Annotated in this window: 24 protein-coding genes and 1 tRNA gene; 14 read left to right on the top strand and 11 right to left on the bottom strand. The window is 41.0% G+C overall.

The genetic code is table 11. The features are described from left to right. Positions 1-108: 108 nt before the first annotated feature. Both PI95_RS27675 and PI95_RS27670 read right to left on the bottom strand, forming a co-directional pair. On the bottom strand, positions 109-1,092 hold the full coding sequence (locus PI95_RS27675) for a hypothetical protein (protein ID WP_039748256.1): 984 nt from the start codon (positions 1,090-1,092) through the stop codon (positions 109-111). A 489-nt stretch (positions 1,093-1,581) separates the two neighbouring features. Beyond that, positions 1,582-1,923 carry a DUF4870 domain-containing protein gene (locus PI95_RS27670; protein WP_039748257.1) on the bottom strand — a complete coding sequence of 114 codons (342 nt, stop codon included), beginning with the start codon at positions 1,921-1,923 and terminating at the stop codon, positions 1,582-1,584. A 137-nt stretch (positions 1,924-2,060) separates the two neighbouring features. Here PI95_RS27670 and PI95_RS27665 point away from each other — a divergent pair, with 137 nt between their 5' ends. The 3 genes from PI95_RS27665 (at position 2,061) to PI95_RS27655 (ending at position 7,306) form a co-directional block, all read left to right on the top strand. After that, on the top strand, positions 2,061-3,686 hold the full coding sequence (locus PI95_RS27665) for a peptide chain release factor 3 (RefSeq protein ID WP_039748258.1): 1,626 nt from the start codon (positions 2,061-2,063) through the stop codon (positions 3,684-3,686). Positions 3,687-3,761: 75 nt separating this feature from the next. Then, positions 3,762-5,996 carry a M48 family metallopeptidase gene (locus PI95_RS27660; RefSeq protein WP_039748259.1) on the top strand — a complete coding sequence of 745 codons (2,235 nt, stop codon included), beginning with the start codon at positions 3,762-3,764 and terminating at the stop codon, positions 5,994-5,996. A gap of 788 nt (positions 5,997-6,784) precedes the next feature. Then, on the top strand, positions 6,785-7,306 hold the full coding sequence (locus PI95_RS27655) for an RNA recognition motif domain-containing protein (protein ID WP_039748261.1): 522 nt from the start codon (positions 6,785-6,787) through the stop codon (positions 7,304-7,306). 78 nt (positions 7,307-7,384) lie between these two features. Here the strand turns inward: PI95_RS27655 and PI95_RS27650 are convergent, their stop codons facing one another. Then, on the bottom strand, positions 7,385-7,774 hold the full coding sequence (locus PI95_RS27650; RefSeq protein WP_201280632.1) for a hypothetical protein: 390 nt from the start codon (positions 7,772-7,774) through the stop codon (positions 7,385-7,387). A gap of 899 nt (positions 7,775-8,673) precedes the next feature. Here PI95_RS27650 and PI95_RS27645 point away from each other — a divergent pair. Beyond that, positions 8,674-10,104: a glycosyltransferase family 4 protein gene (locus PI95_RS27645; protein ID WP_163519250.1), complete on the top strand. Its 1,431-nt coding sequence runs from the start codon at positions 8,674-8,676 to the stop codon at positions 10,102-10,104. A 466-nt stretch (positions 10,105-10,570) separates the two neighbouring features. Further along, positions 10,571-11,284 (top strand): choice-of-anchor W domain-containing protein, encoded by a 714-nt coding sequence (locus PI95_RS27640; RefSeq protein ID WP_163519249.1) that lies wholly within the window; start codon positions 10,571-10,573, stop codon positions 11,282-11,284. 604 nt (positions 11,285-11,888) lie between these two features. On the opposite strand, the gene PI95_RS27635 is transcribed toward PI95_RS27640, so the two are convergent. Then, a complete protein-coding gene (locus PI95_RS27635; protein ID WP_336507627.1) occupies positions 11,889-12,281 on the bottom strand; it encodes a DUF6632 domain-containing protein in 393 nt (130 codons plus the stop codon). A gap of 129 nt (positions 12,282-12,410) precedes the next feature. Here PI95_RS27635 and PI95_RS35370 point away from each other — a divergent pair, with 129 nt between their 5' ends. The 5 genes from PI95_RS35370 to PI95_RS27610 all read left to right on the top strand — a co-directional run bounded on the left by PI95_RS35370 (position 12,411) and on the right by PI95_RS27610 (position 16,764). Continuing rightward, on the top strand, positions 12,411-12,665 hold the full coding sequence (locus PI95_RS35370; protein ID WP_336507626.1) for a hypothetical protein: 255 nt from the start codon (positions 12,411-12,413) through the stop codon (positions 12,663-12,665). A gap of 45 nt (positions 12,666-12,710) precedes the next feature. Continuing rightward, positions 12,711-13,094, top strand: coding sequence for a hypothetical protein (locus PI95_RS27625; protein WP_039748265.1), 384 nt, complete (start codon positions 12,711-12,713; stop codon positions 13,092-13,094). 414 nt (positions 13,095-13,508) lie between these two features. Further along, positions 13,509-13,973, top strand: a complete 465-nt coding sequence (locus PI95_RS27620) for a YbhB/YbcL family Raf kinase inhibitor-like protein (protein ID WP_039748267.1) — start codon at positions 13,509-13,511, stop codon at positions 13,971-13,973. A gap of 12 nt (positions 13,974-13,985) precedes the next feature. After that, positions 13,986-14,948 carry an aldo/keto reductase gene (locus tag PI95_RS27615; protein ID WP_039748268.1) on the top strand — a complete coding sequence of 321 codons (963 nt, stop codon included), beginning with the start codon at positions 13,986-13,988 and terminating at the stop codon, positions 14,946-14,948. 91 nt (positions 14,949-15,039) lie between these two features. Then, positions 15,040-16,764, top strand: coding sequence for an Rqc2 family fibronectin-binding protein (locus PI95_RS27610; RefSeq protein ID WP_039748270.1), 1,725 nt, complete (start codon positions 15,040-15,042; stop codon positions 16,762-16,764). Here the strand turns inward: PI95_RS27610 and PI95_RS27605 are convergent. The 6 genes from PI95_RS27605 to PI95_RS27580 form a co-directional block, all read right to left on the bottom strand. Beyond that, positions 16,750-16,944 carry a hypothetical protein gene (locus PI95_RS27605; RefSeq protein ID WP_039748271.1) on the bottom strand — a complete coding sequence of 65 codons (195 nt, stop codon included), beginning with the start codon at positions 16,942-16,944 and terminating at the stop codon, positions 16,750-16,752. The two genes, PI95_RS27610 and PI95_RS27605, sit on opposite strands and share 15 nt — an antisense overlap. 383 nt (positions 16,945-17,327) lie before the next feature. Continuing rightward, positions 17,328-17,891, bottom strand: a complete 564-nt coding sequence (locus PI95_RS27600) for a hypothetical protein (RefSeq protein ID WP_052325252.1) — start codon at positions 17,889-17,891, stop codon at positions 17,328-17,330. Next, complete coding sequence (locus tag PI95_RS27595) at positions 17,842-18,135, bottom strand: hypothetical protein (protein ID WP_163519248.1); 294 nt, start codon at positions 18,133-18,135, stop codon at positions 17,842-17,844. Before PI95_RS27595 ends, PI95_RS27600 begins: the two co-directional genes overlap by 50 nt. Then, entirely contained in the window at positions 18,125-19,258 is a 1,134-nt protein-coding gene (locus tag PI95_RS27590; RefSeq protein ID WP_163519247.1) for a DNA cytosine methyltransferase, read from the bottom strand. The genes PI95_RS27595 and PI95_RS27590 overlap by 11 nt, the downstream gene beginning before the upstream one ends. 254 nt (positions 19,259-19,512) lie before the next feature. Further along, positions 19,513-21,162, bottom strand: a complete 1,650-nt coding sequence (locus PI95_RS27585; RefSeq protein WP_039748272.1) for an iron uptake porin — start codon at positions 21,160-21,162, stop codon at positions 19,513-19,515. A gap of 153 nt (positions 21,163-21,315) precedes the next feature. Next, a complete protein-coding gene (locus PI95_RS27580; RefSeq protein WP_163519246.1) occupies positions 21,316-21,468 on the bottom strand; it encodes a hypothetical protein in 153 nt (50 codons plus the stop codon). Between the two features lie 107 nt (positions 21,469-21,575). Here PI95_RS27580 and PI95_RS27575 point away from each other — a divergent pair, with 107 nt between their 5' ends. Both PI95_RS27575 and PI95_RS27570 read left to right on the top strand, forming a co-directional pair. After that, complete coding sequence (locus tag PI95_RS27575; RefSeq protein WP_201280630.1) at positions 21,576-22,511, top strand: metal ABC transporter substrate-binding protein; 936 nt, start codon at positions 21,576-21,578, stop codon at positions 22,509-22,511. Positions 22,512-22,578: 67 nt separating this feature from the next. Next, a complete protein-coding gene (locus tag PI95_RS27570) occupies positions 22,579-23,445 on the top strand; it encodes a metal ABC transporter ATP-binding protein (RefSeq protein ID WP_039748276.1) in 867 nt (288 codons plus the stop codon). A 36-nt stretch (positions 23,446-23,481) separates the two neighbouring features. Here PI95_RS27570 and PI95_RS36260 read toward each other — a convergent pair whose 3' ends face one another. Continuing rightward, positions 23,482-23,751: an ArsR/SmtB family transcription factor gene (locus PI95_RS36260; protein ID WP_236117217.1), complete on the bottom strand. Its 270-nt coding sequence runs from the start codon at positions 23,749-23,751 to the stop codon at positions 23,482-23,484. Between the two features lie 237 nt (positions 23,752-23,988). Between PI95_RS36260 and PI95_RS27560 the strand changes: the two genes are divergently transcribed. Next, on the top strand, positions 23,989-24,858 hold the full coding sequence (locus PI95_RS27560) for a metal ABC transporter permease (protein ID WP_039748277.1): 870 nt from the start codon (positions 23,989-23,991) through the stop codon (positions 24,856-24,858). Between the two features lie 76 nt (positions 24,859-24,934). Beyond that, positions 24,935-25,007, top strand: a tRNA-Phe gene (locus PI95_RS27555). The last annotated feature ends 52 nt before the right edge of the window (positions 25,008-25,059 follow it).

The following is a 25,059-nucleotide window of genomic DNA, read 5'->3' as shown; positions in this document are numbered from 1 at the left end:
GAAAATGTTGAAATATTTTCACTTCTCTTCGACTGATTTTATATGACTCCATCCCCCTTTCCCCTTTTTTCCTTTACCCTTTGACCCAAATTAAAAATGCCCCATGCCCTATGCCCTATTCGCTGTCTGTTGAATTGTCAGAACTATCTCTTGCGCTACTTGCACGCTATCAAGATAGCTGTCGTGAGCCTGACCGCCGTACAATAACATCGGTAAGGCTGTGTGACTGAAAGGTTGCATTAAGGATTCGACAAAAGTTAACTTGCTGATGATATCTTTAATTTCAATGTCTTGCTTTAATCCATCGACTAAACTGTAGATTAAAGGATCGAGGGGCCAAGCTACAGGATCTGCTGGGTGAAGGTAGTTTCGCCAAGGTAGTTTGTTGCTATCTTCTTTTTGACTGAGATTGGCTACTAGTTGTTTTAACTTTGGTGTAATATCGTGACTGGCGCGTTGTTCTGCTTGGTTTTCTGTTAATTCTGGCATCAAAGCTTGATTTTCGCCTTTGACTATATCCAGTAAACTGAAGATAGCGATCGGTGATGCCATTGTGTGAATGCTGACGAGGCGAATACCTTCTTCTGGGTTCGGTTCTAATCCATCAAAGCAGCGGCGAATTGCCATCGCGCTTTCATGACCGGGGATAGTGGTGTCATTCCAACGGGCTGCGAATAGTATATCAAAAAGGATGAATGTTCCCCAACTGTGGGTAACTAGATGTAAGCGATCGCCTTTACTCGCGCTTTCCAATCCTTGTTCTATCTGTATCCTCAGCGCTTCCACAATTTTAGATCCGACACTGCGGCTGATATACAATGCCGCATCACCCATAAAGTGAAGAATTGCATTTTGGCGTGTATTTTTAAACCATAGTTGATGCCAACAACCGTCAGCATGTGCGACCTTGGACATTAGGTCTTGTTCTGATTGAATGTTCACATCACCCCAATACAAAGGTATTGGTTTGAGGTTGTAAGAGTCGCCAATTAACCTGTTGATGTGTCCAATTAATTGCTTGGCGTAGGTAGGTTCCTCTCGGCGATCGCGAGTATTCACTCCATGAATAAATAAAATGTAGTCAGTAGCCATCTGAAAACCTCTTAAAATTACGATACAAAGAATTTTTGATGGTTATGACTTCAACCAGTTACAATAATTTTCCCAAAAGTTGATTGCTTGTTTTCATAATCGCGTTTAACTGACGGCGTTATTCACCCATTATGAATAAAACAAACACTGTCTAATCTTTTGCTATTCTAGAGACGTTCCGCGCTTTACGTCTCTACAATCCCTTTGTAGGGACAATTCATGAATTGTCCCTACGCCAAAAGCACTTCCCTTGTCTAATGGACACAAAACAAAGCGTCACAAAGTTAGGGCAAAATTTAGCACATGTCAGACAAACTACTATAAGTGCTTAACTGTCCTCTGCCCTACTAACTTATGAGGTTGTGGGGCAATTTTATATTTTACAGCTTATTTCCCATCTTGATGATGGATAAGAAAAAAATTATCAAATTAATTAACGATCGCTGGCTAGTAGTAAATGTTTAGGCATTTATTACTAGCCAATTTGTGCTAAAAAACCCGGAAAATGAAGGGATAACGAAACGGTTTATCAGGATCGCTTAAAACAGTGGCAAGTGCCCAAATTGTTAGTCCCCAATGTAGGAGATACCCTAACCATGCTAATGGAAGTAGCAACCCCAAGGTGACAACAATCAACACTGTAATAATTGCACCATAAAGCCAGACATTAAAGTGAAAATTAATGGCTTCTTTGGCATTTTCTTTCACAACGGGGTCATCGCTGACGAATAGCATGGCAATAGGTACACCAACAGATACAAATGCCGTACTAAAAAAGATCGCTCCATGACACAGTGCTGATAGAAGCTTTCGCTTATCCGTGTCGTACATTCGGTATCTCCGATTAAATCAAGTTTTAACTTACCCTATCGACCCTATCACGAGCTTCGTTGTCTTAAGATTAAAAGACTCGCTAAAGTTGGAAAAAATTAAGTTAAGTTAAGTTACAAGGTAATCGCATATCAATTATGTCTACTGAACTTCAATCCGAACTGAATCAAGCTGTTAAACAACGTCGCAATTTTGCAATTATTTCTCACCCTGACGCAGGTAAAACTACGCTGACAGAAAAGCTACTTTTGTACGGAGGTGCAATTCACGAAGCTGGAGCGGTCAAAGCACGCAGGGCACAGCGCAAAGCGACTTCTGACTGGATGGCAATGGAACAACAAAGAGGTATTTCGATTACTTCTACGGTGTTGCAGTTTGAATATCAGCATTGCCAAATTAATTTATTAGATACTCCTGGACACCAAGATTTCAGTGAAGATACTTACAGGACTTTAGCTGCGGCTGATAACGCGGTGATGTTGATTGACGCGGCGAAAGGTTTGGAACCGCAAACACGAAAGTTGTTTGAAGTATGTAAAATGCGGGGTATTCCGATTTTTACATTTGTGAATAAACTGGATCGCCCAGGAAGAGAACCTCTAGAATTGTTGGATGAAATTGAGCAAGAATTAGGCTTGCAAACTTATGCGGTAAACTGGCCCATTGGGATGGGCGATCGCTTTAAAGGTGTATTCGACCGAGATAAACAGCAAATCCATTTGTTTGAACGCAGTGCCCACGGTAGTCGCGAAGCGCGGAATACAATAGTTGATTTAGGCGATGCGAAAATAGAAGAACTTCTAGAACAAGACCTTTACTTTCAACTGAAAAACGATTTAGAACTTCTTGATGGAGTCGGACCGGAACTTGATTTAGAGTTGGTGCATCAAGGAAAAATGACACCCGTGTTTTTCGGTAGCGCTATGACCAACTTTGGGGTAGAGTTATTCCTCAAATACTTCCTCGACTACGCCCTCAAGCCAGGTGTCCATAATAGCAGCGTTGGCGAAGTTCCGCCTACTTATCCGGAGTTTTCTGGATTTGTTTTCAAACTTCAGGCTAACATGGACCCGAAACATCGCGATCGCGTGGCATTTATCCGCGTCTGTACGGGCAAATTTGAAAAAGACATGACGGTGAATCACGCCCGCACTGGTAAAATTATCCGTCTATCTCGTCCGCAAAAATTATTCGCTCAAGAACGGGAATCGATTGATGTAGCTTATGCAGGCGATGTTATTGGTTTAAATAATCCTGGTGTTTTTGCGATCGGCGATACAATTTACGTTGGGCAGAAGTTGGAGTATGAAGGTATCCCCTATTTCTCGCCAGAATTATTCGCGATTCTCAGAAATCCCAACCCCTCCAAATTCAAGCAATTTCAAAAAGGTATTTCCGAATTGCGCGAAGAAGGTGCAGTACAAATTATGTACTCAACTGATGAAGCCAAACGCGATCCAATTTTGGCGGCAGTAGGTCAGTTGCAATTCGAGGTGGTACAGTTTCGCTTGCAAAATGAATATGGCGTGGAAACCCAGCTAGAATTATTACCCTACAGCGTCGCTCGTTGGGTTGAGGGTGGTTGGGAACCTTTGAATAAGGTGGGACGTTTATTCAACACCACTACAGTCAAAGACAGCATGGATCGCCCTGTGTTGCTGTTCCGCAATGAATGGAATTGTCAGCAATTAGAACAAGACCATCCAGAATTGAAATTGAGCGCAGTAGCCCCGGTGTTTTCCAGTCAACCAGTGGAAGGATAATTCACTGGTTGCGGATGATTGCGGACGCGGATGATTTATGAGGTATAAGTTCACAATTGGAGTCCAGGAATTTGTATGCCTTCACATGCCGAATCGTCTTTGGAGGCTGGTTTAGTTGCCCTAAAACAAGGGGATTATAAAAATGCGATCGCTCAACTTGAACCGATTGCTAGCAATACTGATGCTCGAAAGGTTGCTGTATTGCAAGCTAAAGTAGGGTTGGTGATGGCTTATGCACGCAGCGGCGATAACTCGAAAGCGATCGCCCTGTGTCAAACTCTTACAGAGATTAACAATCCTCAAGTTAAGCAGTGGGCAGACCGCGCCCTCAAAGAATTGACAAAACCGAAAAAATCTGATAAAGAATCAAAAAAATCTGAATCTGGATTTGTCCCCTTGAAAAATTCTGGCGATAATTATCGCCCAGAACCTCCCGCAGTCAATCCCTTAAATTCGTCGGTAACACAAGTAGTAGTCAAAATTAATAATCCCAGCAACGAATCAGATAACTTTTTACCACCAGCGAATCGACTCGCCAAAAATACACAAATGTATTGGCGACACGCTGGACGCGCAAAAGTATGGCAACCCAGGCACAAGTCAAATTTACTACCTTTACGGCTGCTGAGTGCAGGTACATTCGTTGCTCTATTTTGGGTGATGCGGGCAATTCTCAAGCTGCTGATGAATTGGAGCAATAATATTTTATACAATATCCGCTTGCAGCCATTACAGCTTTTTTATCGAGATCCAACTCAATTTCTGCTGATAGTCTTGGGGATTCTGATTGTAGCATCGCCTTGGTTGTTAGATTGGCTGCTGGCTAACTTTTATGGTCGGCGAGAGTTGCCAAAAGAAAGCTTAAATGTTCACAGTCGCGAAGCGGTGCGACTGCTGCAACGCTACTGTCAACAGCGACGCTGGCGATCGCCCAAATTAAGTATTTTACCGATCGCTGCACCAATTGCCCTGAGTTACGGTCATTTACCCCGCACTGCTCGAATTGTAGTAAGTCTTGGGTTATTAGAGCAACTAGCAGATGATGAAATCGCCACAATCTACGCTTGTGAGTTGGCGCATATTACTCACGGGGATTGTGCGGTGATGTCTTTGGTGTTGCTGGTGACGCTGCCGATTTATCAAGTATATCAACAAGTTTCCCAGTGGACAGATAATATACCAAACAAAATTTTGCATCTACCGGGAGTAGTAATATCTAGTCTGGCTTATGGAATTTGGTGTTTGCTGACTGGCACGGCTTTATGGTTATCTAAGTTGCGGCTTTATTATAGCGATCGCCTAGCTGCGGAAATCACCGGTAATCCAAATGCTTTGGTTCGCGCTTTCCTAAAAATTTCTATTGGCATTGCAACAGATATCGAAAAACAAGAACACACTTCTTGGCAAATCGAAAGTCTGAATATCTTAGCACCAGTCAGTTACCAACAGAGTGTTTGTTTAGGTAGTATTGCTGGTCAAATTCCTTTTGAATCATTTTTAATGTGGGATAGTCTCAATCCTTATCGGCGATGGTTTACAATTAACAATAGTCACCCCATAATTGGCGATCGCATCCAACGCCTTTGTGAAATAGCTCGCCATTGGCATTTAGACCTAGAACTATATCTCACCAATCAACAACCCTTAAAAATCAAGCGTCATTCTTTTATTTTACAAATCGCGCCTTTTTTAGGAATTCCTTTTGGTTTGATGTTTGCTGGTCTTTTATGCCTAATCTGGCAAATAACATTCGCATTCAAGTTGTTGAATTTGAAGTGGATATACGACGATTGGTCATTCGTTACAGGTTGTGTACTTATTGGCATTAGCATCGGTACTGTCATGCGGATTCTTTATTTCTTTCCCGATGCAGATATGAAACCTTCGATACTGCAAAGTTTTCTACCTGATGCTAGCACCACCGTACATGCGGGCGATCGCCTGCCCAATTTGTTAGCCAATCCATCAGCCCTTCCTATCGATAGTATCAGAGTGCGTCTTGTCGGTAAGTTATTAGGTCGTCGCGGCACTAGCAACTCCCTAGAACAAGACTTAATTTTACAAACCAACACTGGTTTAGTGAAATTACATCATATTTCTGGGCTGGTACAGTTAGTCAATCCCCAAGACTGGATTGGTCGCCAAATTACTGTCACAGGTTGGTTTCGTCGAGGTGCAACTCCTTGGATCGACATCCAAAGCTTACAAACTCAAAACGGTCAAACTATTAATAGTCTTCATCTTCTTTGGTCTATGGTTTTGGCAGTTGCAACACTAGCTTGGGGTGGGTACATCCTTTTAAAGGGGTAGTTGTTATTAGTTAGGGGATAGTTGAGAGTTAAGAGTTGAGAGTTGATAGTTGAAAGTTGAGAGTTGGAGCGTTGGAGCGTTGACGGTTAACAGTCAAAAGTCAAAAGTCAACAGTTATCGACGCTCCCACCATCCACGCTCCAACCATCCATCATCCACGCTCCAACCATCCATCATCCACTAACCACTATCCACCATCCACAGTCAACAGAATGTAAACAAAAGTTGCAGATTCTTTTCATAAATGTTACATTTCTTTACAAAAATGGCAACTGACATAACTGAGCTTGCAAGCTTAAGGTTTAGTTTTGTCTGCTTGAACCAATCTATCTTGTTGTATGCTGACAACACAGCAACAAATCAACCAGCCAATGTTCGTGGTTTTTATTTCTCAAACACAAACAAAAGCGAGAAAATGTGTATTTTATGCTACGATGCAATCATGCTACTGTCGGAAATGTTAGCGTGGAACTGGCTACGTAGAAAATACCGTGGTAATGTAAAGAATGGCGTTTGATTATCCCGAACAAGGGCATAGAAAAAGTTTTTTGTGGTAGGCAGTGTGCCGTTAAATTTACAAATCTTAGAATTAAGGTGTAAAAGAGCGTTGTCGCGCTTGACTATTAAACAATTTGATCCTGACGAAAAACTGTATTGTATAGGTTGACAGTTTAGAGTAAAAAATTGGTTTATGGCAGTTTTGATCAAAAGCATCTATATAAAAGCCAAAACCAAGGGATTGTTTTCTTGCCCAATCGATAGTTCATTTAACTCCGGAGGTATAGTTCATGTCCGTTCGCCTATACATAGGTAATTTGCCGAAAGAAGAAATAGACCGTCAAGAACTGCAAGCAGTTTTTGCTGAAGAAGGTGAGGCTGTCACCACTAAATTAATCAAAGACCGGAAAACAGGCAAATGCCGTGGCTTCGGTTTTCTGACAGTAAACGACGACGAACACGCAGACCAAATTATTGAAAAATATAATGGTCGGACGTTCAAAGACACTGCGATTAAGTTAGAGAAGGCATTACCTCGCACTAAAGGTGAGGAAAATGAAGACCAGCAGCAGCCACAGCAAGCAGTTCCCAAACCAGTTACTACTAGCAACGCTGGAAACCCTGTTCCTAACACCGAAGGAAAAAGCAGCCGTCGCGATAAAAGCTCTAAAAAGCCTCGTCGCGGTGGTGGTGGTTCTCGCGAAACCAGCAGCAGCAACACCAATGACTCTGATGCGGTTCGTCCAGATCCGCGTTGGGCATCTGAACTAGAAAAGCTCAAGGAAATGCTAGCTGCACAAGCGACAAATTAATTCATGTCGCAGATAAATTAAAAATTAAAAATCAATTTAAATTGATTTTTAATTTTTAATTGTCAATTATTGTTTAACTTAGCTAAGGGGTAGTTGCAGCGATTGTTGTAAATGCGATCGCAACTGTTGAGCAAACTGCTCTCTCTGGCTAAAATTATCTGTGCGAATTGGCTTGCGTTGTGCGTCTAACATCCAGCCATAATCGCTAGCTAGACGTAGCTTGTCTTGGTAGTCAGAAATTGAGACGATAAGCATCGGTGAAGGACTGTTGTCTACGTCTAGGACGCGAAATACATAATTAAAAGTATTCTGTTTGCCAGAAGCGACGGTCGAGGGTTGACCGTATTGAGTCTGAAAATGCGATCGCACTTGCGCGACTAAACCAGGTTTTTCTAAATCATCCAGAGTCCGAACCGCCAGAGTAAGGGCGAAGTAAAACTCTTCAACAGGAATAAATTCTAATTGCATAGGCATATTTTACCGCTTCATGTTGCCATAAAGCGCGGCGATCGCCAACAGAAAACACCGAAAATCGATGAATGTTTTCAATCTGCGCTTCGTGTGCGCTGTTTGTAAAAGCGATGATCCAAAGTCTTCTGTACCAAAGGGATTACTTTTTGCTCAGGCATAACTACATAGAAGTAGATGCTCTTAACTTAATATTTGAGCAGAGTACTAACATACTCGTAGAAAAAACGAAAAAAATGTATATAAAAATACAATAGTTCAACTGGAGATAGATTTTTTAAGCGATCGCACGAGAGTGAGTTTTCAACATTGATTCATCCTCGGTAACACCAACTATTACTACTTTAGGTAGAATTTATTTTTCTTTTTTAGAAAGTATCAGAGAACACAAACTTGTTCTTAGTGTCAATATAGTATATTTTCAAACTTGAACTTCAACCACAGAGTTATCCACAAAAAACCTGTATTAAGGGCATTGTTTGACTCATAGAGAAATTAGCCCTTAACTTACACTTTTTATGAACGTGAATAATTCGGTGTAAATGACTTATTTGGAAGTATTTAGACATATAAGTAATTGGCATCTTTTCATTGGGAAAAGTTGCCGAAAGCTGTATGAATTAATGATTTATATAAGTTAATTTGCGTAATATTTTGGAAGTAATTAAGGTTATTTTATGAATGTTCTTAGATAAAAATATTGCAACTTACATATAAATAAATTAAATATAAATACCTAACCGAAAAGAATATTTCTACGAGTAGATGTGTAAAAATATGTGACAGATTAAATTAAGATAACAACACGTAAAGTTTATTGACGAACTGCGAACAAAGAGCTAGGCGCAAGCTTGGAACTACCTAAACCTTTTTTAAATCAGCAACACAACACACAAATCATGAACTCTACTACTCAACGACGCATCGCCTTAATTTCAGTCCACGGAGACCCTGCGATTGAAATTGGAAAAGAAGAAGCTGGAGGACAGAATGTTTACGTGCGGAATGTGGGTGAAGCACTCGGTCAGCTAGGATGGCAAGTTGATATGTTTACCCGCAAGGTAAGTGCGAAGCAAGAAACGATTGTGCAACATAGCGAAAATTGTCGAACAATTCGTTTACAAGCAGGTGAACTTGAGTTTGTACCGCGTGATGATCTTTTTGAATATTTGCCAGAATTTATAGATAATTTTCTTCAGTTCCAAGCAGAAAACGGCTTTAAATATGACTTAATTCACACAAACTACTGGCTGTCTAGCTGGGTAGGAATGCAGTTGAAAAAAATTCAAGGAAGCAAGCAAGTTCATACCTACCACTCTTTGGGAGCAGTTAAATATAACACGATAGAAAATATTCCTCTGATTGCTAGTCAGCGGTTAATAGTAGAAAAACAAGTTTTAGAAACAGCCGAAAGAATTGTCGCGACGAGTCCGCAAGAAAAAGAACACATGCGCGAATTCGTTTCTTTGGAAGGTAATATCGATATTATTCCCTGCGGTACAGACATTCGTCAATTTGGTCGCATTGATAGAGAAGCAGCTAGAGCCGAGTTGGGAATAGCAAGTGACGCTAAAGTTGTAATGTATGTGGGACGTTTTGACCCCCGCAAAGGTATAGAAACCTTAGTGCGTGCAGTCGCACAGTCAAAGTTGAAAGGACAGGAAAACTTGCAACTAATTATCGGTGGTGGTAGCGTACCCGGTCAAAGCGACGGCATCGAACGCGATCGCATCGAAAGCATTGTCAAAGAATTGGGAATTAGCGATATTACCACTTTCCCCGGTCGCCTCAGTCAAGAAATTCTGCCAACTTACTACGCAGCTGCTGATGTTTCTGTAGTTCCCAGTCACTACGAACCGTTTGGACTGGTAGCGATTGAAGCGATGGCTTGCAGTACACCAGTAGTCGCTAGTGATGTCGGTGGATTGCAATATACTGTGGTTCCTGAAGAAACTGGTTTATTAGCACCACCACAAGACGTAGATGCTTTTGCAGCTGCAATTGACCGAATTCTACTCAATCCAGAATGGGCACGAAAATTAGGCAAAGGTGGTAGAAAGCGCGTTGAAAGCAAGTTTAGTTGGGATGGTGTCGCAACTCAGCTAAGTGAACTTTACACCGAACTGTTGCAGCCACAGCCAGTAGCGGCAACAGCAATGGAACTAGTGCAGTCAACAGCCGAATTAGTGCAGTCAACAGCAAAAGAATTAGTGAATTCAACAGCCGAATTAGTGCAGTCAAAAGCAAAACAACCAGTTAAAGAATTAGTGCAGTCAACAGCTGAATTAGTGCAGTCAAAAGCAAAAAAACCAGTTTTGGTTGCTAAATAATTCTGTTGGGTAACAGATAATGGTGAGTGGGGAACTCGGAACTAAGCAATAATTTTCTTTTCCTAGTCCTCAGTCACCATTAAGGAAATCATCTATTTTAAATATTTCAAAGCAGGTGAGTAATTTCCACGATTCGTTTAATTAGTGGAAATTACTTACCTGCTTTATTTATATATAAGGTAGTAACGGCTGAAGCTGTTAAAACTGAAGTTATGAGGGCTGAAGCCCTTACTACGAAATAAGTATTAAAAATCAATCAGTTATCAGTATTTTTTCGAGGAAATAAAAAGAGTTTATCTACGATTGAAATTTTCGTAAAATCAAATACTTTTTGTAGCGAATCTTGATGCCTGGGGTTTAACTTGTAATAACAGACAAAGAGACTAACTTCGGCATGAAAATTAATGCGTGCATTTTCCAAAGTTATCAGAATCCGCAAATAGCAAATAAAAAATTGAAACTAGAAATGAAAAATATAAAAAAGCCTTTGTTAATGCTATCAGCTACAGTTGCAGGGCTATTAATGTTGCCTTCTACTGCTAGCGCTTTTACTTTAAGCCATTTGTCGTCAGATCAGGATTACAATAAAATTCTCAAAGACGATGCGTTTGTTGCTGAAGGCAGATTTGGCAATAATAAAAGTAATGGTGACTACGAACTTGATATCCACACTATTGAGGATAATACTGGGTTTACAGTTCACTCTCAAAAGGACTTTCAATGGGTAAATGGCAAAGCAGAGTCTTTCACCCTCGCCTATAATGCTCTTTCAAAGCTGGTAAGCTACACTGTTGGTGCTAATACATTAACTTATACAGCAAAAAATCCCTTCACAGACCTCTTCCTTCGGACTAGATCTGCTACGGTTGGTAGTAGCATTAAGCTTGATAACCTACTGCTTAATGGTAAGTCTATTAATGGTTCTTCGTTTGCTGAGAAGTCATCACAAGATTTGGATTATCTCAGAATTGCTGGTGTCAAGGGTTCTTTCACGCTAACCGGAGACTCGATAATGAACTGGGGCACTACAGTACCTAAAAACTCCAATCTTGCTTATCAAATTAAAGCAGTTACCACTACTGATAGTACTAGCGTTCCCGAACCAAGTGCGACTTTAGGTTTAACTTTAGGAGCGATCGCTTTAGCTTTGAAAACTAAGCGTCAAAAACAAACTGTATAAAACAACCAATTTGTCAATAATTTCACGCATGAATCTATCTTATGGTAGATTTATGCGTTTTTTTATCGCAGTTCTTAGCCCCAAGGTTTTAGAGCTGCGATCGCTATTTTAGCTGCTTCAGTTTTTTGGCGATGCCTGCGGTATTTGCTAGCCAACGCATTAATTGATGTGTTATGCACTATTCAATCATTTGCAGTTTATCAGAGATGCGATCGCGCCTAGCAATTCGCGCTAAAGAGCCAATTAATATCTCTGAACAAGTTCACCCGCTCCTCTAAACACTAAAGCATCAAGTGGATCAGTATTTGCATTGCCCTGTTATTTAAATGCATCGACTTGCATTGTGAATGCAAGTCGATGCATTCACAAATCATTTGTATCAGGAATGAGCAAATAGTATATTTTTAAATTTCATACTCAAATTCAAGCGTTGCTGAATTAGGATATGAAATTCAAAAATTAAGTATTCTCAACTCTTACTCTCTGCGACTCTGCGTGAGGCAAATTCATATTCGTATAGCAGCAACGCTGTAACTCTTATTAGATAGATCGAGAGCAGCTTATCTCTTCAATTGCGGGAAATACACAGACATTCTACGCCCGTTCATGTACTTGACACCACTCTGCGCGGCGCTAAAATACCAAGGACAATTGCCACCAAGAACAATGCTGGAACATCACCAAACAGGTGTCCATGTTCAAGAGGGTCAATTACTGCATGTACCGCCATGATCAGCCCGTGGACTACACTTGATGTGACGGTGAACCAGATTAAACTGAGGTGAGCTTCTGGTTGCCTTGAAGCTAACAGCAAAAAGACACCAAGCGTCGCATAAACACCAATGATCATCTGTTCGTATTCGTGCTGACCTGGTTGCCATAACCAGCCTGATGCCCAGACCTTAGTCAGCGGATAGATAAGTAGAAAAGCTATCCCAGTAATAACCAGAGCGATTCGTAAGTAGCGATCGCGCTCATCCATTGTTTTAACCTCCACTATTTTCTAGTGCAGTCTCTACTAACAAAATTGCATAATTTTATGATTGTATTCCCAATAATGACACTTCAGCTTTGGAGTGTTAGAAATTTTAATGCTCGTTGTGGTTTAAAACTGGTTCAACTGTGAGTGCAAGTCGATGCATTAACAATGCAAGCCGATGCATTAACAATGCAAGCCGATGCATTAACAATGCAAGTCGATGCATTAACAATGCAAGTCGATGCATTAACAATGCAAGTCGATGCATTAACAATGCAAGCCGATGCATTAACAATGCAAGTCGATGCATTAACAATGCAAGCCGATGCATTAACAATGCAAGTCGATGCATTGCAAAAGCTTGCCCGATTTAAAAACTTTACCTTACTGATAGTTTTTTAGTGGCAATGGGTACATTAAATGTATACTATACCACTGTATACATCTATGACTATCCAAGATATTACACGCCGTTTGCGCCCTCAAACCATTAGTCAAGATATTGACTCATTACACGGTTTGCAAACGGTTAGCACGTACAACACAACTCGTGCTAATGCCTCTACTGCAAACTTACAGCAAGTTTATCAGGCGATGTTGATTTCTCAACAAGCCGAAACCGAGAAACTAGCTTTATATCGTGCTGCTGGTGATGCTGCCCGATTAGCAGAATGGGAATTTCATAATGCTGTATTAGCTATGAAAGAAGTCGTGCGCGGGCAATATGGGTCAGATAGCGATCAAGCTCAAGCGGTGGGACTGAAGAAAAAATCAGAGCGCAAGCGTCCTTCTCGCAAAAAGCCGATTGCGATCGCATCTTTATCAACTTAACTATTACTTATTAAACCCGAAGAACCCCACCCCTTAATCCCCTCCCCGCAAGCGGGGAGGGGAGACGAAGCGTAGCTTTGGCGGGGTGGGGTGCAATAAGTGTGGGAATCATAATTAATTATCCGAACTTGATATAAGGCGATCGCACTCCTTTTCTTCAAGCGCGATCGCTTTATTGACACTTTGTATCCGCACTTCCATTGGCAGTAGTGCTGAGTTGGTTAACCTTTTTTGAATTTTGAATTTTGAATTTTGAATTCCCCGCAGGGGTTGACTGTTATTTAAGCGATCGCACTCACTTATATCTATTGGACGATGTTTTAAACAGTAAATAAAATCACTATCAATATGGACGCTGAGACACCGCTGCTGTGGCTGCTGACTTAGTTTGTTGCATCAATCAGGAAATTTATCATGGCGCTGAACATCAAAGATCTGCGGATTGTCAGCTCTGCATTTACTCCCCTCGAACGTATCCCCAAACGCTACACTAGTGACGGTGAAAACATCTCACCCCCATTAGAATGGAGCGGACTGCCGTCGGGAACGCAACAACTGGCATTAATTTGCCATGACCCAGATGCACCGCTACCTCAGGGGTTTACTCATTGGATAATTTACGGCATTCCACCAACCGTTAGTCAGCTTGCTGAAGCAGGTGGTAGCAAATTCACTGAAGGCATAAACAGTTCTGACAAGCCTGGGTATACTGGACCTGCTCCACCACCAGGACATGGAATCCATCATTACTATTTCTGGCTGTACGCATTAGACAAAGAACTTGACCTCAAACCAAGCTTAAACCGCGAGCAACTTCTTAATGCGATCGCCGATCATATCATTGAGCAGGCACGGGTAGTTGGAATTTATGAGCGCTGATTAGGAGAAAAAATGTCAGGAAATACGTCAAATTCAGAAATGCTATACCGAGTTCTTGGTAGTACAGGACAGCAGGTTTCTGCGATCGGGTTGGGTGGTTGGCACATTGCCTTAAAGCACGTTGATGAAGAACTAGGTATCCGGATTATTCGCACAGCGATTGATCGTGGCATCACCTTTATGGATAACTGTTGGGATTACAACGGTGGTGAGAGCGAGATTCGCATGGGGAAAGCGCTGCGGGATGGCTACCGAGACAAAGTATTCCTGATGACGAAAATCGACGGTCGCTCCAAGAAAGAAGCCGCAAGACAGATAGACGAATCTCTCCAACGCTTGCAAGTTGATTGCATTGATCTGGTTCAGCACCACGAAATTATCCGCTACGAAGATCCGCATCGAGTTTTCGACGAAGAAGGGGCGAATGTTGCCTTTATTGAAGCGCAAAAAGCTGGTAAACTCCGATACATTGGCTTTACCGGACACAAAGACCCTCATATTCATTTGCATATGCTGGAAGTTGCAGCCAGTTACGGATTTAAATTTGATACGGCTCAGATGCCGCTCAATGTGATGGATGCACATTACCGGAGCTTTGCCAAGCTGGTTCTGCCAGAACTGGTGAAACAAAACATCGGGGTTCTGGGGATGAAAAGCATGGCAAACGGTATTCTTTTACGCTCAAATACTGTAACGCCAATCGAGTGTCTACACTATGCGCTGAATCTACCTACATCGGTTGTAATTGCGGGAATTGACAGCATGGATATTCTCGATCAAGCGTTTGAAGCCGTGCGGACATTTCAGCCAATGAACGATGAGCAAGTGCGTATTCTTTTAGCAAAAACGGCAGAAGCAGCATCAAGCGGTGAGTTTGAGCCTTTCAAAACCTCATCAGTTTTCGACGGTACTGCCCAAAATCCAGATTGGCTGGGAGAGGAGCCAGAGCGCATCCAGCAATTGATGTCGGCGTAACCGCTATGATAGTTGAGGTCTGCTATGCTTTCACTATATAAAAATAGAAGCATAGCGATCGCCAACATTTGAATGTCAATAATTAATCGCTTTGCAACCAGTTGACTTTACCACTCTCACAGCTGCAAGTAGCGAAATCCGCGCTAACTGGCTACCATCAAGGCTAGAGCAAGTTCATCAGCGCGATCGCTATACTATTGCTGTGGCATTACGCACTTTAAAACAGCGGGGTTGGCTAGAGATTTCTTGGCATCCTCAAGCGGCTCATATTTGTATCGGCGATCCGCCACCAAGAAAACCTGATACATTTACATTTAGCCAACAATTAGTACATCAATTGGGTGGTTTAGCGCTGGTAGCAATTGAAGCGATCGCACCTTGGGAACGGGTGATTAATTTACAATTTGCTCGTCGTCCAGGTGAAACCGCTTTATATCACCTGTACGCGGAAATCATGGGCAAATACAGCAACGTCATCCTTACCGATGCTAACAATGAAATTATCACCGCTGCCCATCAAGTTAGTCAGCAACAATCTACCGTCCGTCCGATTCAAACCGGACAAACTTACGAAACTCCACCCAAACTTACTAATACTATCCCCAGTTTGAGCGAATCTCAACAACGCTGGCAAGAACGAGTAAGCTTAGTACCAGGAGCGATCAAGCGTCAGTTACTCAAAAGTTATAGCGGTTTGAGTGCAGCACTGTTAGATACTATGTTACAGGCAGCTTCGTTAGATCCAGAAGCAGCAACCGATACCCTGCAACCCGACGATTGGCAAAGATTATTTCAACGCTGGCAAGAATGGCTGCAAGCTTTGGAGTCACAAAAGTTTCACCCAGCTTGGAGAAATAATGGATACACTGTAATCGGTTGGGGTGGAGTTACACCAGCTAAAGATATCCAAGAATTACTTTACCGCTATTATACAGACGAGTTAAATAAACAGGTATTTTCTCAACTGCGGCATCAGTTGACCCAAAAGCTAAATAATATTTTGGCAAAATTACGCCTGAAGGCTGATACATTTAAAAAACGCTTGCAACAATCAGAACAAGCTGACGAATATCGTCAAAAAGCTGATTTGTTGATGGCGCATCTGCAAGAATGGGAACCGGGGATGAAGGAAATTACCCTGGCAGACTTTGAGAATGGTAAACCTGTAGCGATCGCACTTCAACCCGATAAAAATGCAGTGCAAAATGCCCAAAGCCTTTACAAACAGCATCAAAAACTCAAGCGCGTCAAAAGTGCTGTAGAACCGTTGCTGGCAGAAGTGAATGGTGAAATTGAATATTTAGAACAAGTAGAAGATGCGATCGCGCAAATAGACAAGTACCAAACGGCAGAAGATTTAGAAGCTTTAGACGAAATCCGCGACGAACTGATTGGACAAAAGTATCTAGAAGATCCAGAATACCGCAACCGCACTTCTAATGAAACGGCTAGCACTAACTTTCATCGTTACCGCACTCCCAGCGGCTTTGAAGTCTTAATCGGTCGCAACAATCGCCAAAATGATTATTTAACCTTTCGTGTAGCCGGCGATTATGATTTGTGGTTTCATGCTCAAGAAATTCCCGGTAGCCATGTTCTACTGCGTTTAGAACCCGGTGCGGTGCCAGAAGAAGCAGATTTGCAATTTACCGCCAATCTTGCTGTATATTATAGTCGCGCTCGTCAAACAGATCAAGCGCCAGTAGTGTACACTGAGCCAAAGTATGTTTACAAACCGAAAGGAGCCAAACCAGGAATTGCCATTTACAAACAAGAGCGCATCCTTTGGGGACAACCGCAATTAGTCAATGGGTAATCGGTAATCGGTAATCGGTAATCGGTAATCGGTAAGAATTATCTTTTTGTCCCCCTTGTCCACGGACACGTTCCTCACTCCTCCACCCCCGCACTCGCGGTGTCCTCCCCCTGTCCCCCTTGTCTCCTTGTCTCCTTGTCTCCTTGTCTCCAACGAGTCCCCCACTCCCCCTATATCCATTGAACTATTCTTAAAGACAGAGGCTGATTGTATTTTTTCTTATCTTTTTTTATTAAATCGCAATAAAAAAAGTGTGTTGACTGCTACAATATTGTAAAGAAAGATTGCTCGTGAAGTTTTGGGAACGCGCAATTGGGATTAACTCTTTTGAGAAGACAACGTTAAAACATTTTCAAGACCGGCTGTGGGAGGCTGGTCTTTTTTTTTCAACGACTGCGTTTTGAAGTTGCTATCTCATGCGCTTTGGAAATTCCGCCTTATTGCAGCTTAAACTGAACTGAATTTAGTGCAAATGTACTATATAATGCTTAAAGCCTTGCTGTACAATGAATTAATAATTATCTAATGTTCACTTAAAAGAACAAGCCTTTTAAGATGAATAATTAGGGATTTAAAAGTGATTCCAAAATATTATTTATTTCTTCACTTATAACACTTGAGTTGTTTCTAAAAAAATCCTCAAGCGAGTAATTTAAAATTTTCTCGCAAAAGGCATAAGTACTGATTGTTGGGTCGTCATTTAAAATTCCAACTAAAACTAATAATTGAGCTGTTTGATATCGTTTTAAGACTACGGCATTAATCTGAGAAGATAATACCATCATCACTGGAAGAAGATTTTTATTATAAGCTCTAATGGCATTAAGAAGATCTCCATTTTGCCTCTTTGAATCTGCGCTTTTGTATCCTTGACGTATTTCAAATACAGCACCAACTAGATTTTGGGAACGCTTTGTCTCAAGCCCCAGTTTGATAGATGATAGTCTCAACCATTCGTTTATCGTATCCCGATGATAGCTATTTTTTAAATCATCTACAGAAATTTTTGCATCGAGTGTTAGTTTGGCAGTTGAACCATCATCTTTTTGAATTTCGTATCCCCAAATTACTTGTTTTTTATTTAGATCTAACTGATCTGAGATAATAGTAACGAATAAGCCTTTCACAACCAATGCCTAACTGTCTATAAACAGAAGTTATTCCTCCAGCTGCTTTATGTGCAGCGTACATTAAATCAGAATCAAATCCTATCCAACGATATAAAGGATCTAAAGCATATAAATTCTTAAATTCTAATAATGTAGTTCCATCTTTATTGGATGTGCCAAACTTAGGTTTATACTGTGAGCATAGTTTAATAGGCTCTAAAAGTATATCTAAATATCTATTATTGTTATCATTAGATAGCATGTTCTTTCATCAAACTTAGATTTATATTGATAAATTCATAAATCTGTTTGGCTATTAAATGTCCAATTATTGGTGGTACAGCATTTCCGATTTCAATTAGATTTTGACTTGCCGAATGAGGGAAGATAAACTCATCAGGAAATGATTGAAGCCTTGCACATTCTCTAACTGTTAATCGGCGGTCTAAGGAATAATGAAAGTGAACTCTTGCTTTTGTATTTGCCCTTACCGTGTAAGCAATTTCTCCTTGTTTAGATTTATGATCGCCTTGACCCGCTCCTTTTGTAGCTTTTGTAGCTACAAAGTATTGGGTTTGATTAGTTATGCTTTCATCAGTAATTTCTACAATATCTCCTATGGCTTTATCAATTGAAACATACTGAAAAAATAATTCTGGAGTTGGAGGTTTTGGAAATGATTTAATATCGGAACGAACACCAATTAAAAATAATCTGGTTCGACTTTGAGGTAATCCAAAATCCGGACAATAAATATTCCAAACTTTAAACATATACCCAACAGATTCAAATTCCTTTATGATATGCCTTAAAAACATTCCATTTTCAAGTTTCTCTAAAAAAGGTACATTTTCTCCTACTACAATTTCCGGTTTATGTATATTCATATAATCTTTCATCACAGTATATAATTCACCTCTAGTCCCTTGAAATCCTTTTTTGTGACCGCATGACGAAAAATCTTGGCAGGGAAATCCACCAAGAAGAATATTTGCAGGAGACAACGAGCGTATATCTATATTAGTAAGGTCTACTGTAGTTACATCATTTGAGAGATTTAATGCATAAGTTTGAGTAGCCTTTTCGTCAATATCGTAGGCACGCACAATTCTATATGGGAGAGCTTGATATTTTTTGTTGAGAAAAGTAAAACCTCCTAAAAAACCCAAATCAAGACCACCACATCCAGAAAATAATGAAATAACCTTTATATAACCTTCAGTTTTATCTGATTGAATCAGTGTAGGATTTACATACATCTTTATATTTGGATTGTCTTTGAATCCATACTCAAAAATAGGTTTTCTTTTTAAAGCTTTTCTTTTTGGTAATCCTGATTTTGGGCGCATATAGTTATAAGTATTGCTTTGTAGTTTTCTTGTCAAAAGGGCGTGCGAAGCTTTCCTTAAGGCGTTGACCCCCAATTTTTCGCTTACATGGGCGAGGTCTTCCCTAGACAAATGTGGACAGCCTTCATAAAAAAATATTCGTGGGGACCTGTGGATCTACAAAACAAGGCTGTCCACATAAGGCGAAGGGTTATTGCAGGGGTACAGTATTTTAGGTATGAACGGCTATATTCATTGTAAAGCAAGGCTTAAAGCCTTGCTTACTACATTTGCGCTGGGGGAAGTTCAGTTTAGAAGCTGAAGGTAGTTCTCAAGGCACCAATTACAACATCATCGTTATTGTTGTTATGATCTGGCGCTGTTAACCAAATTACTCCTGGAGTGATCGAGATATTATCGCTGACTTGATATTGGTAGAAAGCTTCAATGTGATAGGAAGTATCTCTGTCTCTAGAGATTTCATTAATGCTAGAACTTGTTACTTTTGGTTCCATCCCAAAGATGATGCCAGCTAAGTTGCCTTTTTTACCCAGGTCTGGGAATCCCAAAGTTACAGCCCAGTTCCAAATATCAAGTTCTCCCCGGTCAACTAATCCTCCTTCTGTGGATAGGTTACGTGCGTTAGTGTAGCCTACCCAACCACCTAAAACAAATTTATCGCTCAGACCTAAGGATGCTTCTATACCGTAGGAATTACTAGCAAATGGCACATTCACTTCGCCCGGTTCTCCAGTAACAGAAGGAGGAGGGACAAGTTGAGATCCAAGGAAGGATATCGGATTTGCCCGATTGCTACCAGTACCCAATTCTTCATTGTAGGAATTAATGTAAGTAAAACCAATAGTAAAGCGATCGCTTGGTTTAAATGTAAGCTGTGCCAAAGCCCCATAAGGTCCATTGAACAAGCCATTATCTGAGGTGGGGTCATTAGCTGTAGTCCCCAAATATCCTAACGAAAGTGATAATTTATCACCGAACTCTTGATTTATTCCCAACCCCGCACCATCCAGATGGTAATAAATTGGGTTACGCACACCAAAGCTGGATAAAGCACCAGATCCACCATCCCCATCAAAGATATTAATGGTATTAGTAATATCATCTGCCGCACCCGCATTGGCAAGAACAATCACCTGTGTCTTTTCGCCAAGGGGGAATTTGTAATACAATGCATCAATTAAAGCATCATTGCTAGCATCTTCACTAGTCTCACCAAAAAACAGGCTACCCTCTGGTGTGCGAAGGTTAGGGCTGACAATATTATTAGTCTGGATTCTGGTGAAAAGTTCATCTTTGCCTGTAAAGCTGGTGGTAAATTCTACACGCGCTCGCGCCCCTAGTGTTGTATTTTCCTCTACAATGTCTTCATCATTAACTCTTCTTCCACCCAAGACATCGCTGACTACAGCGACAACTTCGCCAGTCAGTTTAGTTGTAGTAGAAAATTGATTCGCTTCCAACTCAGCAGCTTTTACTTCCACTGCATCCACACGACCGCGCAGCGTAGCCAATTCCGCACTAAATTGTTCTCGCAGCCTTTGCAATGTGGCTAAATCTTCTTTTGTTACCAAATCAGTTGTAGCTGTAGCGATTAGTTCGTTAACTCGATCTAAACAAGCATTCAAACCTGCGGCAAACTCATATCTTGTCATCGCCCGATTACCGCGATATGTGCCATTCGGGTATCCGGCAATACAGCCATATCGTTCTACCAACGATTGTAATGCTTGGAATGCCCAGTCTGTAGGTTTCACGTCCGATAGTTGAGAAACTGAGTTCACTTGCGACATTTTTTGGTCTTCGGTGTTACTTTCAGTCACTAGCGGTTCAGTTATTTCCCAAGTGGTTAAAGTTTCTCCAGCAAAAGCCCCAGAACCAACAAATAGCATCGTTCCGAACACTGCTGGACTAGCCAACAAAGACTTCCATACTGTTTTCATTTTTCTCCTCACACCTACTACTGCCTTTCTATGACAGCTTATTTTATTAACAAGTCTTCTCAATTAATTTATCAGGAATTAGCAGATTTTTTAAGAAGAAAAATCTAGAACTTATGACTAATTAAGTAAAGCTAGAGGAAAAACGGCATCATACTATTGCAAAAATATAGCATATTCTGGTGCGTTAGCCGTACCCTGCACCGAAGCGCTAGCGCTTCGGTGCGTCTCCAAGAGTTGGCTTTGGCGGAGCGATCGCTCTTCTAAATATATTGCAAACATACCGATAATGAGAATTATTATTCTCATTTTGAGATAGAATAAGTCTCATTGTCAATACGCAAGCATCTTAAGGGGAGAAAATAGTGCTCCAGACTCGTGTAGTAAATAAAACAAAAAGATTAGTTGCTTTATTACTGTTAACAGTTGTCGGATGTAGCCAAGCGAACACGAATCAGGCAACAAATCCGGAACAGTCACCGAAAGTACAAGAGGCTGCATCTAGACCAGCATCTTCGAGAACAGGCAAAACTAAGGTAGTGACAACGTTTCTACCGATGTATATATTTACCAAAGCGGTGACTGGAGATGTAGCAGATGTAGAAATATTAGTGCCTCCGGGTACAGAGGTGCATGAATACCAGGCTACACCGAATAACGTGAAAGCGATCGCGACTGCAAATGTATTGGTAAAAAACGGCTTGGGTTTAGAAGAATTTCTCGAAAATACAGTAAAAAATGCCCAAAATGCTAAATTAACTCAAATTGATGCCAGCATTAATATTAAACCCTTAAATGAAATTTCTCCCGTAGAAAAAACCGCGAAAGAAGAACACGAACACGCTGAGGGAAACCCCCACGTCTGGTTAGATCCAGTTTTAGCTAAACAGCAAGTTGTCAATATTCGAGATGGTTTAATTGCTGCTGACCCCGCAAATAAGGCTACTTATGAAGCGAATGCAGCTAATTATATCAAACAATTAGAAAGTTTAAATAACGAATTTGAACAGACTTTACAAAAGACTCCTAACTGTACCTTTGTCACCTTTCATGATGCATATCCATATCTAGCAGAACGCTATAAATTGAAGCAGCTTGCTGTGGTAGAAATTCCTGAAGATCAACTTGCACCAGCAGATGTGCAAAATGCAGTTAATGCAGTAAAAAAGTATAAAGTTAAAGCTTTGTTTAGCGAACCGGGAGTAGATAACAAATTGCTAACTAGCCTTTCCAAAGATTTGAATTTGACTTTACGTCCGCTAGATTCTTTGGAGACGGGTAAAACAGATCCGCAATATTATTTTGAAGCAATGAAAGCTAACTTGCAAACTTTAGAAACTGCTTGCAAATAAATTGGATGTTTAAATTAATGATTTATTCTTTGTTTGTTCTTACTCAATTACCAATTACCAATTCGCAATGACCAGTGACCAAGAAGTGACATTCCCCATTTTAAAAGTAGAGGGATTAACTGTATACCAAGGCAAAACAACTGCCGTGAGAGATGTTTCTTTTGAATTATTACCACAAACAAATACAGCCATAGTTGGTCCCAATGGTGCGGGTAAAAGTACTTTAGTACAAGCGGTTTTAGATTTGATTCCGCGCAGTAGTGGGACAATTGAAATATTTGGTCGCCCAATTACAAGACTAGGGCATTTACGTCATCAGTTGGGTTATATGCCGCAAAATTTCATATTTGATCGCAGTTTTCCGATTTCTGTTAGTGAATTGGTAGGTTTGGGATGGGTGAAGAAAGGGGACAAGGGGGACAGGGGGGACAGGGGGAGGACACTTCCGTGCGGGGGTGGAGGAGTGAGGAACGTGTCCGTGGACAGGGGAGAAAAGTCATTTTTTTATAGGCTGAGGAGACAAAATCAGGAAAAATCAGTAGCAGTAATAGAAGCTTTGCGACGAACTGATGCTTACCATGTGCGGAATCAAGCTATTGGGACTCTTAGCGGTGGTCAATTAAAGCGAGTGTTGCTAGCTTATTGCTTGGTGATACCAAGGAGACTGTTGGTATTAGATGAAGCTTTTGCTGGGGTTGATGTGCAAGGTGCGGCGGATTTTTATGCTTTGTTGAATGAATTAAAGCAGGAAGAGGGTTGGACGGTGTTACAGATTTCTCATGATATTGATATGGTAAGCCGACATTGCGATCGCGTTCTTTGTCTCAATCAAACTATTGTTTGTACTGGAAAGCCAGAAATTGCTTTATCACCAGAAAATCTGTTAGCAACATACAGTCCTCTTTTCAGTCGCTACCACCATCACCACAACTAAAGGATGAAATATCAAGGATGAAGTATGAAGTGTGATTTATCCTTCATCCTTCTCGTCAAGGTGTTCTGCAACAGCTTGGTAAAGATGGAAAACATGGCTGTCGTGAAGTTGATAGAAGACATTGCGACCTTGTTTGCGATAACTGACTAAGCGCATTGCCCGTAAGTTTCGCAATTGATGAGAAACAGCAGATTCACTCATTTCTAATAATGCGGCTAAATCGCTGACACAAAGTTCTTCTTTGGCTAAAACAGAGAGAATTCGCAAGCGATTAGCATCCCCTAAAAAGCTAAAAAATTCTGCCATGCGTTGGGCTTTATCGCTACTGAGAAGCCATTCTTGTAGGGGTTGCACATTATTATCACCATCTATCTCGTCTTTTGGGTCGTTGTGTATATCTTCTGTATTTGAAAGAGAATTAGTGACAGTATAAGCAACAGTATTTTTGGCTGACATAGCATGAAAAATTAAAGTGCAATTACTTTATGAGTCGAAAAATTATATACTTCCAGTATAACTATTAAAAAGTATCAGAAATTACTAATGTATTTTAGCGATGATTGTCTGTTAAGTTGGCTAGCTGTCACTAATGGTAATGACTTGGTGACGTTGTTAGAATTTCCCTTTATGCAACGTGCGATCGCTGGTGCTGTTTTAATGGGAATACTTGGCGGTGTTTTAGGTAGTTTTGTCACCTTGCGTTCCTTATCTTTTTTCAGCCATGCTGTTGGTCATGCTGCTTTGGTAGGAGTAGCGTTAGGTGTGTTGTTACAGTTAAACCCCACTTGGATGCTACTACCGTTTACTTTAGTTTTTGGGGTTGTTGTCCTCTACTTGATTGACAAAACCGATTTAGGTAGCGATAGCGTTCTTAGTATTGTCTTGTCTGGAGCATTAGCAATCGGCGTAATTCTCACTAGCCTGATTCAAGGATATCGCGGCAACTTAATGAGTGTGCTGTTCGGCGATATTCTCGCCATCAATACCACAGATTTAATTTTGACACTGTTAGTGCTTGTCTTAAGTAGCATATTCTTACTTTCAAGCCTGCGGCAGCAAATTTTGTTGACCCTTAACCCCGCCGTGGCACAAATTCAAGGCATTCCAGTACAATTGTATCGCTACGCATTTGTAGTATTGCTGTCATTAGCGGTTGCTGTGGCGATTAAAGCCGTCGGCGTTTTACTGGTAAATGCCTTTTTAGTAATTCCCGCCTCGATTGCGAAACTAATAAGTCATAACTTTAGCCGCTTTCTGGTAATGTCAGTTATTTTCGGCTCCACCACCAGCATCGCGGGCATAATCATATCGGGTCTTTTCAACTTTGCTTCTGGTCCAAGTATTGTTCTTGTGCAGTTTATCGTATTCGTAGCTGTTTTTAGCTGGGTGAAGTTGACTATGAAAGCGGCATAAATTTTTCTTTGCTTCAGGTAGTTGACGAACCCTTATTAGTTTGCTAATATTAATAATCGTGGCAAGCAAACGCCGCGCCGGGATAGCTCAGTTGGTAGAGCAGAGGACTGAAAATCCTCGTGTCACCAGTTCAAGTCTGGTTCCTGGCATAAATCTCAACGTGATATCTCAGTATCTGGCTGCGCGATCGCATCTTTTTCT

It is taken from the genome of Hassallia byssoidea VB512170 (assembly GCF_000817785.2).
GTDB classification, from domain to species: domain Bacteria; phylum Cyanobacteriota; class Cyanobacteriia; order Cyanobacteriales; family Nostocaceae; genus Hassallia; species Hassallia carrinoi.
Note: the sequence above shows the minus strand (reverse complement) of the source record. Positions and strands in the feature narration are given on the sequence as shown.

Bases quoted from the DNA above. Each gene is read 5' to 3' on its own strand.
- PI95_RS27595 (WP_163519248.1), bottom strand. From the start codon at position 18,135: ATGCTATCTAATGATAACAATAATAGATATTTAGATATACTTTTAGAG.
- PI95_RS27625 (WP_039748265.1), top strand. From the start codon at position 12,711: ATGACTATCCAAGATATTACACGCCGTTTGCGCCCTCAAACCATTAGT.
- PI95_RS27620 (WP_039748267.1), top strand. From the start codon at position 13,509: ATGGCGCTGAACATCAAAGATCTGCGGATTGTCAGCTCTGCATTTACT.
- PI95_RS27605 (WP_039748271.1), bottom strand. From the start codon at position 16,944: ATGGATATAGGGGGAGTGGGGGACTCGTTGGAGACAAGGAGACAAGGA.
- PI95_RS27660 (WP_039748259.1), top strand. From the start codon at position 3,762: ATGCCTTCACATGCCGAATCGTCTTTGGAGGCTGGTTTAGTTGCCCTA.
- PI95_RS27645 (WP_163519250.1), top strand. From the start codon at position 8,674: ATGAACTCTACTACTCAACGACGCATCGCCTTAATTTCAGTCCACGGA.
- PI95_RS27650 (WP_201280632.1), bottom strand. From the start codon at position 7,774: ATGCAATTAGAATTTATTCCTGTTGAAGAGTTTTACTTCGCCCTTACT.
- PI95_RS27580 (WP_163519246.1), bottom strand. From the start codon at position 21,468: ATGAGAATAATAATTCTCATTATCGGTATGTTTGCAATATATTTAGAA.
- PI95_RS27665 (WP_039748258.1), top strand. From the start codon at position 2,061: ATGTCTACTGAACTTCAATCCGAACTGAATCAAGCTGTTAAACAACGT.
- PI95_RS27570 (WP_039748276.1), top strand. From the start codon at position 22,579: ATGACCAGTGACCAAGAAGTGACATTCCCCATTTTAAAAGTAGAGGGA.
- PI95_RS27655 (WP_039748261.1), top strand. From the start codon at position 6,785: ATGTCCGTTCGCCTATACATAGGTAATTTGCCGAAAGAAGAAATAGAC.
- PI95_RS27675 (WP_039748256.1), bottom strand. From the start codon at position 1,092: ATGGCTACTGACTACATTTTATTTATTCATGGAGTGAATACTCGCGAT.
- PI95_RS27670 (WP_039748257.1), bottom strand. From the start codon at position 1,923: ATGTACGACACGGATAAGCGAAAGCTTCTATCAGCACTGTGTCATGGA.
- PI95_RS27640 (WP_163519249.1), top strand. From the start codon at position 10,571: ATGAAAAATATAAAAAAGCCTTTGTTAATGCTATCAGCTACAGTTGCA.
- PI95_RS27560 (WP_039748277.1), top strand. From the start codon at position 23,989: ATGTATTTTAGCGATGATTGTCTGTTAAGTTGGCTAGCTGTCACTAAT.
- PI95_RS36260 (WP_236117217.1), bottom strand. From the start codon at position 23,751: ATGGCAGAATTTTTTAGCTTTTTAGGGGATGCTAATCGCTTGCGAATT.
- PI95_RS27585 (WP_039748272.1), bottom strand. From the start codon at position 21,162: ATGAAAACAGTATGGAAGTCTTTGTTGGCTAGTCCAGCAGTGTTCGGA.
- PI95_RS27615 (WP_039748268.1), top strand. From the start codon at position 13,986: ATGTCAGGAAATACGTCAAATTCAGAAATGCTATACCGAGTTCTTGGT.